Genomic DNA, 12,127 nt, shown 5'->3' with positions numbered 1-12,127 from the left:
AATGTGTTTACTAGTGGGAGAAAGTGGGTTATAATATGCTGTTAGGACAATTTAAACATAGTCTTGATGATAAAGGCAGAATTATAGTTCCGACACGCTTTCGTAGTAAACTAGGTGAACAAGTAGTCATTTCTAAAGGCTTTGATGGTTGTTTAGTATTAAGAGCGTATGATGTGTTTATTAAATGACAAGAGCAAATTTTATTAAGTTCAGAAGGTTTAAAGGATAGTCGTATCTTACAACGACAAATTTTTGCTAATTCTTTAGAACTTAATATTGATAAAGTTGGAAGAATTAATCTTCCGGCAAATTTATTAATATTAGCTAATATTAAGAAAGAAGTTATGATTATTGGACTTGCTAATAAAATAGAAATTTGAGACATTAAGGCCTGAGAAAATTATTTAGTAAATGCTGAAAATAATTTAGAACAATCTGCTCAAAATTTAATAATGAATATTGAGGAGAAAAATTAATGTTAAAACATAAACCAGTTTTATTGTCAGAAACCATAGACTTATTAAATATTAAATCTGATGGTATTTATGTGGATTGTACTTTAGGAAGGGCAGGACATAGTGAGAAAATTTTAGAAAAGTTAACAACTGGAAAATTATATTGTTTAGAACAAGATAAACAAGCAATTGTTGATGCTAAAGTAATATTAAATAAATTTCATAATTATGAAATTATTGCCACTAATTTTCGTCATTTAAAGAAAGAATTACAATTAAGAAATATTTTACAAGTTGATGGTATTATTTATGATTTAGGAGTATCATCACCACAATTAGATGAAGCAGAGCGAGGATTTAGTTATCATCAAGATGGTCCTTTAGATATGCGAATGGATCAAAATCAAACGCTATCGGCAGAAGTTATTGTTAATAATTGAAGTTTTGAAGATATTGTTAATATTTTATGAATTTATGGTGAAGAAAAGTTTGCAAGAACAATAGCTCGTGCTATTGTAAAATATCGTGAAAATAGTAAAATTATAACAACATTACAACTTGTTGATATTGTTAAGAGTGCCTTACCAATGAAAATTTTAAAAAAGGCTAAACATCCAGCCAGAAAGACATTTCAAGCATTAAGAATTGCCGTTAATGATGAATTAGATAGTTTGCGAGTTTCGTTAAAGCAATCTTTGCAACTATTAAAATCAAAAGGGGTGCTTGTGGTTATTAGTTTTCATTCTTTGGAAGATCGGATTGTTAAAACATTATTTAAAGAACAAGTAGTTCCTAAATTTGATCCATTATTATCTAAATTACCAATCTCAATCAAATGGGACCCTAGTTTTGAATTATTAACTAAAAAAGCTGTTTCGCCTTGTGAGCAAGAAATTCAAGAAAATTCTCGTGCTCGTAGTGCTAAATTAAGGGCAATCAGAAAAATTTAAGGAAGGTATTGTTAGTGATTAATCAAGAGCTTTATGCAGTTATTGAAATAGATACTAAACGCATTAAATTTATGGTTTTTAGTTATCATAAATCACAGTTTAATGTTTTGTTTAATCATATGCAAAATGGTAATTTTTGTGATAATGGTGTTGTATTAGAACCTAAAATTGTCGGTAAACTTATTAATATGATGGTTAAAAAGGTTAATTTGCAATTAGCAATTCAAATTAAACGCGTGGCTTTGAATTTAGTAAGTAATGGTTTAACTATTCGTCAGGGACAAGCAATAATTGAAATTAATCGCAAACAACATCGGATTACTAATGAAGATATTAGTAATTTGATTGCAATGAGTAAAAATATTTCTCTTGCTAATGATGAAGTTATTTGTTTGACACGACCATATAAATTTATTGTTAATGGGCAGAAAAAGCTACCATACCCGCCAATTGATGAGTTAGCAACAAGTGTTGCGGTTAATTCGTTAGTCTATACAATTAAAAAAGAAGTTTATAATTCACATTTAGAAGCAATAAATTATAGTAAGTTAGAGTTGTTATCTTTAGTTTTAATGCCTTTTTGTCATGCTTGAGCAACAGTTTCTCGCAAAGAATTACAAGAGGGAGCAATTATTATTGATTGAAATTATGATAATACGCAAGTAAGTATTTTTGCTAAAGAAACACTGTATGATTTAAATATTATTGATTATGGGTTTAAAAATCTTATTGCTGATTTACAATATGCTTTGCAATGTCCATGAGATGTTGCTGAAGACTATTTACATAAAATTATTAATATTGATAATAATTTTTTGGATAATAAGATTATTTACTCTAAATATGATTATGAGAAAAAGAAATATTTGGAGTATAGTCATCAAACATTAAAAAATATTATTATTAGTCGTGTTGAGGCAGTTTTAATTAAAATTACGGAGCATTTGGCACATATTTTGAAAGCGAGAAATTTGCCAATTGTGTTTTTGGGTGAAGTAATGAAGATTGCTGGTTTTGTTAATTATATTAATAAAAATAGTAATTTAGCATCATTACGGTTTTATAATTCTAATATTATTGGTGCTAATGATGAAATTTGGTCAGGACTTATTGGTAATGCTTATTATCAACACTTATTAAACAAAAATACTATTGAAAAAGTATTTTCAATTGATAGAATAAGTAGAGAACCACAATATCCGAACATACCTAAGAATCATAAGTTAGATTATGTTCATAAGTATTAGTAATATTTGCCGGTTTAATTCATAAAGAGGAGATGAAGAGAAATGAATAATGATACTCAACTAGAACAATATGATCAAGTAGCTCATATTAAAGTAATTGGTGTTGGTGGAGCTGGAAACAATGCTGTTAATCGCATGATCGAGGCAGGAGTTCAAGGTGTTGATTTCATTGTTGCAAATACTGATGCTCAAGTATTAAGCGTTTCTAAAGCTCGTGAAAAGATTATTTTAGGCAAACAATTAACTAAAGGTTTAGGAGCAGGTGCTAATCCAGAAATTGGTAAGCAAGCAGCAATTGAAACTGAACCGGAAATTAAAAAGATGTTAGAAAATTCTGATATGGTTTTTATTGCCGCTGGGATGGGTGGTGGAACTGGTACGGGAGCGGCACCAATTATTGCCCGAATTGCTAAAGATTTGGGTGCTTTAACAATTGCTATTGTTACAAGACCATTTACTTTTGAAGGTCGTTTAAGAAGTTCTTATGCTGTTCAAGGTATTGAAGAATTAAGAAAGCATGTTGATTCATTAATAATTATTTCTAATGATAAGTTATTGCAAGTAATTGGTGGTGTGCCTTTAACAGAATCATTTAATGAAACTGATAATATTTTACGACAAGGAGTACAAACAATTACTGATTTAATTGCTGTTCCCGCGTTAATTAATTTAGATTTTGCTGATGTTAAAACAGTCATTGAAAGTAAAGGTAGTGCTTTATTTGGTATTGGTATTGGCACTGGTGAAAATAAAGCTATTGAAGCTGCTAATAAAGCGATTTCTTCACCATTATTGGAAGCATCAATTAAAGGAGCTCAAAATGCGATTGTGAATGTTACAGGTGGTAATACTATGTCATTATTTGATGCTAATGATGCTGTTGATATTGTTCGTCAAGCTGCTGGTAGTGAAGTAAATATTATTTTTGGTGTTGCTGTGAACGAACATCTCGATGATGAGATGATTGTTACGGTTATTGCTACTGGTTTTGATGAAAGACAAATTGAGAAAGCTAATCCTCAGGTTATTGAAGAAGCCCGATTAAAAAGATTTCGCCCCGTAGGAGCAGAAAATTTGTCTAATTTTGGTTATGAAAATGATCAGTTGCAAGAACGAAGTGTTATTTATAAACCGCAAAGAGTTGGTAATTTTAAACCATCACCAGATGGTTTACAAGAGGAATTAAGTAATGATGATGATTTACCACCATTTTTAAGAGGGCGATAATGATGTTCAAAAGAAGACAAAAAAAATCAGCAATATTGGTTCAAAATGATGACAGTCAATCTAATCCAGTATTGTCACAGTTACATTCAACAATGAGGCTTCAAGATAATGATTTAAGTCCTACTGTGCAGTCATTAGCAGTTGATGAGAATTTAACAAAACCATTATTAGAATATGAATTAGAAGCTTATGCTCAAGTTGTTGCTTTAGCAGACCGTTTAGTTGCTGGTGAAAATTTAATTGTTAATGTTGCAAATTTATCACCAATTGATCGCAAACGCACTTTAGAGTTTTTAGGTGGTGTTATTTATACTTTGCAAGGTAAAGCTCAAAAAATTGATGCTTGTGCTTATGTTTTTATTAGTAATGAAAATTTTTAATAGTTATTATTTTAGCGATCAGAGATTTTTATGTAAAATAAATATTTAATAGACATAATTGGTGTCTATTTTTTATGTTATGATTTTAATAGGTGATGAATATGAATTATTCCAGAGATTATATATTGAATGAGAAACAAATGGTGATTGATAAATTAAAACAAGAAAATAATATTTTAAAACAACGAATTTATACTTTAGAAAAATATATTAATGATTTGCAAAGAAATTTGCATATTAAACAAAATGAAATTATTAATAATGCTAATCAAAATGCTAATGTTATTATTGCTAAAGCCATTAATATTGCTTATAACTTTAAAATTGAATTAGAACAATTATGGTTAGATTTAGAAAGTAAACAAACTGATCCGGTGATGGTTTTAAAATTAATTGATAACTTTTTAGAAAAACATCAACAAACATTTTTAGTAAATGCTAATGAATCGCATCGCGTTTTTCAAGATTTAGAGGCATCTTTACAATTAGTTAAAAATAATTCATAATTTTAACAATTTTTATTGCATAATTGATTAATATTAAGTTATGGTATTGTAACTTAAAAGCAAAAATAACAAGTTTATATAAGATTTTGTTATTTTTTTATTTTGTTTATAAATTTAAATTAGAGAGGATATTAAAAAATGAATGAAAATATTTTTATAATTTTTATTGCCAAAAGAATCATAAAGGTTCCTGAAATGATATCACAAATAATAAAAATAAATACTAAAATACAATTTGATGAACTTTATAATTTGCTGATTGCAAATGAAACTAAAAATAAATTGCAAAAGTTTATTACTAGATTTTCTAAAGAAAAAGGTTTGGAATGCCAACAAGACTTTAATAGTTTTATTATTTCATTAGTAGAATATAAAAAAAAATCAGCAGATTTTAAAATTATTGCTACTACAAATCGCATTTATAAAATTTTAAAATTAGATAAAATTTCTTTATTTGATGATTTCCCTAAGATTATTAATGAAAAATTGTTAGGGTGAAGGTTTAAAAATAATAAATCTGCAATCGAATCCTTAAAAATAATTTTAGAATTAGGTGCTAATATTAATATTAAAAATAGTTTGGGTGAGACCCCATTACATCGAGCTAAAAATTTTGCTAATATTAAAATTTTAATTGCATATGGTGCTGATATTAATGCTGTCAATAATAAAGGCATTAGACCAATTCAGAAAACTAGGAATTCTGATATTATTAGGTTATTAAGACAAAATGGTGCTAATTCTAATATTGACAATAATTTAATAATAAAATCAATTCCTAAAATTAAGAATGCTGATATTATTAAATTATTAATCGGTAATGGTGTTAATCCTAATGGTGCTGCTATTAAATTATTACTAGAAAATTGTACTGATGTTAATCCTGATGTTATTAAATTATTACTAGAAAATTGTACTGATGTTAATCTTGATGTTATTAAATTATTACTAGGAAGTTATCCTAATGTTAATGCACAAGATAGTTTTGGTAATACTTTACTGCATTATGCTAACAATATTACTGTTGTTAAAATGTTATTATTTCGTGATGCTAATACTAATATTGAGAATTTTGAAGGCAAAACGCCGTTAGATCTTGCAACTGGTGAAAAGTATAATCTGTTGTTAAAATGTGGTGGTAAATATGGCAGTTTTTCAAAATTAAAAGCGGTTAATTCGCAAGATAGTGAATTAATTGATTTTAATAATATTTTTCATTATGAGAGTAGTGCATTGGAACAACAAAAATGAGATGAATTTTTAAAGGATATTACAACATCACAACAACAAAATAATGATACTGAGGATTTGGTTAATGATGGTTTTGTCATTAAACAATCACAATTAGTAGAACAACAAAAATGAAATGAATTTTTAAAGGATATTATAGGACAAGATTCCAAATAACGAAACAGTTTGAATTAAAATACCACAAGTGTTGGAACGATAAAATGTTTGTAATTAAGTTCATTCAAACGGATTAATTTTCTTAATAATATTTTTAAATAAAATATTGCTAAAAAATGATAAAAAATGTAAAATAAATAATAATACTTAGATAAATATATTTATTTGGGAGGATAAAAAATGGCAAAAATTTTAAAGTTGTTAAGCAACATAACAATTATTGCTATCGCTGGTAGTACAGTAGAACTTGCAGAAATAGATATTATCTTTAATTATTGTTCATTAATCAGAAGAAGTATGAGTAAAGTTTTATTAAAAATAAGTAGTAATTTAGTTAAAATTTTTTCTACTAAAAAACAAGCAAAAAAATCTAACAAATTAATTTTAAATAAAATAATTGTTACAATGAATTTGTTGTTCTTAACATCAAAAAGTAGTTGTCAACAAATATTACTGGCTCACCAATCAGAATCAATAACAACAACTGAAGAAGCGACGGTTGCCAGTGATAAATTTAAAAATGAAAGTCAAGATTAACATAAATAAGGAGTTTAAATAAATGCGAATTATATTATCAGGAGTCGTGGGGGCTGGCAAATCAACTATTAGTGAAAAATTATCAAAAAGATATGCCGATTATTTATTAATGAATGAGCCAGTAAAGGAAAATCCATATTTGGATGAATATTATCGCAATCCGCAACAAACAGCTTTTAAAATGCAAGTATATATGTTAATGGCACGAAGTCAGCAATTAAAATTAACTAAGGGTAAAACAAATGTAATTTTTGATCGTAGTGTGATGGAAGATGTTATTTTTGTTGAAGTGTTAAAAGACTTACAACTTATTAATGATATTGATTATCAAGTTTATTGTGACTTTTATCACAATGTGGTTTTAGAAAGTATTTATTTAGATAATTTAATTACTCCGGACTTAATTGTTTTTTTACGCGTGTCTTCAGCAACGGCGATTCAGCGCATAAAAGTTCGTGGCCGAACTAGTGAATTATTAGTAGATGAAAATTATTGAGTTTTATTAAATGAGAAGTATGAACAATGATATGAAAAATATAAAACTAAGTTTAATTTTTTAGTTATTGAAAGTGATGATAAGTCAATTGATGAAATAACTAATATTATTATTAGTAAATTAAAATAAAAAATAAATCATTAAGTAGAAGATAATAAATATTTACGGGCGCATAAAGTTTTGTTAGGTGGGTAAAGATTTGAATAATTTTGAAAGAAAAGCAACTAAAAATTTATTACCTTTTTACTTGAAAAATAATTAATAAAACAAAATATTTAATATTAACAAACATATTCTTAATAAAAGGTTATAAAAACTAAGTAAAATGCTTATAAAAACAACATTAAAATAATTTTTTACAACAAAAATCATACATAAGAAATATATACTTAATTTGCATATTGAAATAATTTATAGTAAATGACTATTTTTTCTTTTTTAAAAAATACCTAAGAAAACTAAACGCGACCAATATTTACCTTCTACTTTTTGTTATTTTAGGTTAGTGTTATAATTTATTGTGAAATGATTATCTAATGATTGCTTAGTTGTGCACGATAAATTCATTTAGGGAAGGTTTTAATGTCGCTAATAAATGTGATATTATTGTTTCAGTTGTTAGACATTTTGTCGTCAATAAACTAGATTTTGGATGTTTATTAAGGTTAGTAAGAGAATTTCTTAAAAAAAGGAGAATTGTAGATGCGTGATTGAAAAAGTACTTTGTTAATGCCACAAACTATGTTTGAAATGCGAGCTAATTTAAAAGATAAAGAACTGCATTATCAGCAAAAGTGGCAAAAAGAACAATTATGGTCACAAATTTTATTGAAAAATGAATTTGGTAAAAAGTTTATTTTACATGATGGACCACCTTATGCTAATGGTAGTATTCATGTTGGTCATGCTTTGAATAAAATTTTAAAAGATATTATTGTGCGAAATCGTAGTTTTAATGGTTATTATGCACCATTATTATTTGGTTGAGATACACATGGATTACCAATTGAAACCGCAGTTACTAAGTTAAATATTGAGTGAAAAAAATCAGATCCAGTTTTATTTCGTAATAAGTGTTATGAATATGCTCAAGAGCAAATAGCAATTCAAAAGCAACAATTTGCTCGTTTAGGGTTATTAAATATTCCTAATGATGAATATATTACTTGTGTTCCCACATATGAAGGTTATCAAATTGATTTTTTAATAATGATGATTGAACAAAAGCTTATTTATCGGGGATTAAAACCTGTATATTGGTCACCAAGTAGTCAGACAGCGTTAGCTGAAGCAGAAGTAGAATATATGGAAAAGACATCACCAAGTATTTTTATTGCTTGTGATTTGAAAGCTGGTAATGGTGTTTTAGATAATGATGTACGATTAGTAGTATGAACGACAACACCGTGAACGTTAACTAGTAATCAATTTATTGCTGTTGGTAAAGATATTGAATATGTTGTTATTAACTCCAACCAAGGTAAATTGGTCGTTGCTAAGGAATTATTAGCAAAAGTTAGTGAACAATGTCAGTTATTAGATGTTAAAGTTATTAAACAATTAATTGGAGCTAATTTAGTTGGTATTACTTATTTTCATCCGTTATATAGCAATATTATTAATAAAGTAGTTTTAGGACATCATATTACTTTAACTGAGGGGACAGCATTAGTTCATACTGCTTGTGGTTTTGGCGTTGATGATTTTATTATTGGTCAACAAAATAATACTGCTCCAATTGTTAGTGTTGATGATGCTGGTTATTTTACTGATATAATTAATGATGAACAATTATATGGTAAATTTTATGAAGATACTAATAAAATTATTACTACCAGATTAAAAGCTGACAATAGATTATTAGCTTTATCTTTTATTAAGCATTCTTATCCTCATGATTGAAGGACTAAAAAGCCAATTATTTATCGTGCAACTGAACAATGGTTTGTTGCTATTAGTGCGATTAAATCACAATTATTGGAACAAATTAATCAAGTTAAATATTTACCAGTTTGAGGGCAAGAAAGAATGCGTCAGATGATTATGCATCGTGATGATTGATGTATTTCGCGTCAAAGATTATGGGGAGTACCGATTACTATTTTATATGGTGAAGATAATGAACCGATTTATGATGTGGCATTAATTAAACATTTTCGTGATTTAATTGCGCAATATGGAACAGCAATTTGATGAAGTTGATCATTAGATAAGTTATTGCCAAAAAATTATGTGCATCATCAAGCCCCTAATGGTAAGTTTCGTAAAGAAACTGATATTATGGATGTTTGATTTGATAGTGGAATTTCGCATTGAAACTTGTGGCAACAAAAGCATTGAAAATATCCTGTGGATCTTTATTTAGAAGGCAGTGATCAGTTTCGAGGATGATTTAATTCTTCATTAACTACGGGTGTTATTAGTCCATTAAAACGAGCTCCTTATGAACAAGTAATTATTCACGGCTTTATTAATGATGAAAAAGGTAAAAAAATGTCAAAATCATTAGGTAATGTTGTTGACCCTTTGGAAGTATGTAATACTTATGGCAGTGATATTTTACGATTATGGGTTTCATCAGTTGATTATACTGATGAAATGAAAATTGGTAATGATATTTTAAAACAAGTTAGTGAAACCTATCGTAAGATTCGTAATACAATGCGTTTTATGTTAGGAAATTTATTTGATTTTAAATTAGAACATATTGTTAAAGAGTATGAAATAGTTGATCAGTATTTATTAGTTAAAACTCAAGAATATCATCAAGCAACCCAAGTAGCATATAATAATTATGATTTTAATGAAGTATATGTATTAACAAATAATTTTATTGTTAATAGCCTTTCAGCATTTTATCTTGATTTTACTAAAGATATTTTGTATATTGAAGAAGCAAATAGTATGCGTCGAAAACAAGTACAAACAACAATTTATTATATTTTACAAACGCTATTGTTTAATTTGGCACCAATTTTAGTTCACACTTGTGAAGAAGTTTATGAGTATTTACCGTTAACAAATAAATTATCTTCAATTCATTTAATGGATATGGTTGTCTTACCAACATTTGAAAATATTAAGGAAATTAAAAATATTGGATATAAACTTTTACAATTACGCGAAGATGTTAATAAGGCATTAGAACTAGCAAGAAATGAAAGAATTATTGGTAAGTCTTTACAAGCTCAAGTTATTATGGAGTTAAATGATAATTATCAAGAGTTAGCAACAATAAATAATTTAGGACAAATGTTTATTATTAGTGAGTTAATTGTTACTAATAATTTAAGTGAGGGTGTTCAGTATCCAACGGCTAAAATTGCGGTAAAATTAAAACTTGGTGATAAGTGTGTTCGTTGTTGAATGATTGTGAGTGTTACGATGGATGAACTTTGTTCTCGTTGTCAAAAGGTTATTAGTAAATTAGAGGAAAATAAATAATGAATCGTCATTTAAAACAGTGAAAAAATTCAGTTAAGGAATATTTCAGTAATTATACTTGAAATTTAAAGAAAAAATTATTATTGTTAATAGGTATTTTTATTCTGATTTTAATTGATTTTGTAATTAAAAATGTTGTTATTAATAATTTAAATGAAAATGAAATGGTTAATTTTTTACCAGGATTTATTCAAATAGAGTTAGTATATAACACAGGAGCGGCATTTGGAATTGGTGCTGAAAATCCTCAATTAATGGTTGTTGTGCAAAGTATTATTATTTTATTAATTTTAGTAGGATTTTTATTTGCCCAAACAACAATGATGAATATTGGTTTAGCATTAATTGTTGCGGGTGCATTAAGTAATTTTGGTGATCGGTTTTCAAATCAAATTGTTGAATGAGGTGTTGTTGATTATTTTTCTTGACAATTATTTCCACCATATTCAATTTTTAATATTGCCGATATGTTTGTGGTTGGCGGAACAATGGTAATTATTTTTGCAATTATTTTAACACCAATAACTAGTTATTGAGAACAATAAGATGGAAAAGAAATTAGTTATTATTGTTGAAGATACACCAAGTATTAAAAGAATTGATAAGTATTTGCAATTAAAATTTTCTGCAATTAGAGGACTTTCTCGTAGTCAAATTCAAAAATTAATTACTAATAAAAAAGTTATTGTTAATAATCAAATTATTACTAATAACTATAATGTTAAGCAAGATGATGTGATTACAATTAATTTTCAAGAAGAGAAATCTTGACAAGGCGAAAATCTTGATGAAAAAGATTTAGATATTGTTTATGAAGATGAGTATTTATTGGTAATAAATAAACCAAAAAATCTTGTTGTTCATCCCGGAGTTGGTAATTGAGATAATACACTAGTTAATATTTTATTAGCTAAAGATATTAAATTATCTGATAATGATATCGCAAGACCAGGTATTGTCCATCGTTTAGATAAAAATACAACAGGGTTACTTATTATTGCTAAATGTAATTCTGTTCATCAAAAGTTAACTAGTCAGTTACAAAATAAATCTTTAACTAGAAAGTATTTTGCTCTTGTTCGTGGTATTATTAATAAAGAGAATGGCTTTATTGATGGTCCCATTGGTCGTGATCCTAAAAATCGTAAACGAATGGCGATTGTTTTTAAAAATAGTAAACCAGCTCAAACTAAATTTAATGTTATTAAAAGATTTTTAGAAAGTAATATTACTTTTCTTGAATGTGAGTTATTAACAGGAAGAACACATCAAATTCGTGTTCACTTAAGTTCTATTAAACATCCTATTTTAGGAGATCATTTATATGAAATTAAACAAGATTTAGATGAACCTTATGAACAATATTTACATGCTCATGAGATTGCATTTATTCATCCTATTAGTGGTAAAAAAATGCAGTTGAATTGTGAATTACCAGAATCTTTTAAAACAAGGTTAGATAGTTTACAATAAGGTTT

General features: G+C 27.2%; 12 protein-coding genes. All 12 read left to right on the top strand.

Annotation, left to right across the window (positions count from 1 at the left end; all coding sequences use genetic code 4):
* The first annotated feature begins 35 nt into the window (after positions 1 to 35).
* The 12 genes from mraZ (at position 36) to AAHF53_RS03085 (ending at position 12,122) form a co-directional block, all read left to right on the top strand.
* On the top strand, positions 36 to 476 hold the full coding sequence (gene mraZ / locus AAHF53_RS03140) for a division/cell wall cluster transcriptional repressor MraZ (RefSeq protein ID WP_342189441.1): 441 nt from the start codon (positions 36 to 38) through the stop codon (positions 474 to 476).
* A complete protein-coding gene (rsmH, locus tag AAHF53_RS03135; protein WP_342189440.1) occupies positions 476 to 1,405 on the top strand; it encodes a 16S rRNA (cytosine(1402)-N(4))-methyltransferase RsmH in 930 nt (309 codons plus the stop codon). Before mraZ ends, rsmH begins: the two co-directional genes overlap by 1 nt.
* Before the next feature lie 14 nt (positions 1,406 to 1,419).
* On the top strand, positions 1,420 to 2,652 hold the full coding sequence (locus AAHF53_RS03130) for a hypothetical protein (protein WP_342189439.1): 1,233 nt from the start codon (positions 1,420 to 1,422) through the stop codon (positions 2,650 to 2,652).
* Positions 2,653 to 2,694: 42 nt separating this feature from the next.
* The gene (gene ftsZ, locus AAHF53_RS03125; RefSeq protein ID WP_338967148.1) at positions 2,695 to 3,879 is read left to right on the top strand and encodes a cell division protein FtsZ; all 1,185 of its coding nucleotides are present in this window, start codon (positions 2,695 to 2,697) and stop codon (positions 3,877 to 3,879) included.
* Positions 3,879 to 4,259: a cell division protein SepF gene (locus AAHF53_RS03120; protein ID WP_338967147.1), complete on the top strand. Its 381-nt coding sequence runs from the start codon at positions 3,879 to 3,881 to the stop codon at positions 4,257 to 4,259. Before ftsZ ends, AAHF53_RS03120 begins: the two co-directional genes overlap by 1 nt.
* A gap of 101 nt (positions 4,260 to 4,360) precedes the next feature.
* Positions 4,361 to 4,765 carry a hypothetical protein gene (locus AAHF53_RS03115; protein WP_338967146.1) on the top strand — a complete coding sequence of 135 codons (405 nt, stop codon included), beginning with the start codon at positions 4,361 to 4,363 and terminating at the stop codon, positions 4,763 to 4,765.
* A 138-nt stretch (positions 4,766 to 4,903) separates the two neighbouring features.
* Positions 4,904 to 6,172: an ankyrin repeat domain-containing protein gene (locus tag AAHF53_RS03110; protein WP_342189438.1), complete on the top strand. Its 1,269-nt coding sequence runs from the start codon at positions 4,904 to 4,906 to the stop codon at positions 6,170 to 6,172.
* A 180-nt stretch (positions 6,173 to 6,352) separates the two neighbouring features.
* A complete protein-coding gene (locus AAHF53_RS03105) occupies positions 6,353 to 6,709 on the top strand; it encodes a hypothetical protein (RefSeq protein WP_338967136.1) in 357 nt (118 codons plus the stop codon).
* Positions 6,710 to 6,731: 22 nt separating this feature from the next.
* A complete protein-coding gene (locus AAHF53_RS03100) occupies positions 6,732 to 7,334 on the top strand; it encodes a deoxynucleoside kinase (RefSeq protein ID WP_338967134.1) in 603 nt (200 codons plus the stop codon).
* 573 nt (positions 7,335 to 7,907) lie between these two features.
* Positions 7,908 to 10,649 carry an isoleucine--tRNA ligase gene (ileS, locus tag AAHF53_RS03095; RefSeq protein ID WP_342189437.1) on the top strand — a complete coding sequence of 914 codons (2,742 nt, stop codon included), beginning with the start codon at positions 7,908 to 7,910 and terminating at the stop codon, positions 10,647 to 10,649.
* Positions 10,649 to 11,194, top strand: a complete 546-nt coding sequence (gene lspA, locus AAHF53_RS03090; protein WP_342189436.1) for a signal peptidase II — start codon at positions 10,649 to 10,651, stop codon at positions 11,192 to 11,194. Before ileS ends, lspA begins: the two co-directional genes overlap by 1 nt.
* A 1-nt stretch (position 11,195) precedes the next feature.
* Positions 11,196 to 12,122 carry an RluA family pseudouridine synthase gene (locus AAHF53_RS03085; protein ID WP_342189435.1) on the top strand — a complete coding sequence of 309 codons (927 nt, stop codon included), beginning with the start codon at positions 11,196 to 11,198 and terminating at the stop codon, positions 12,120 to 12,122.
* The last annotated feature ends 5 nt before the right edge of the window (positions 12,123 to 12,127 follow it).

It is taken from the genome of Spiroplasma endosymbiont of Dilophus febrilis (assembly GCF_964030685.1).
In the GTDB taxonomy this organism is placed as follows: Bacteria; Bacillota_I; Bacilli_A; order Mycoplasmatales; family Nriv7; genus Nriv7.
This window is presented reverse-complemented; position numbering and strand designations above follow the sequence as displayed.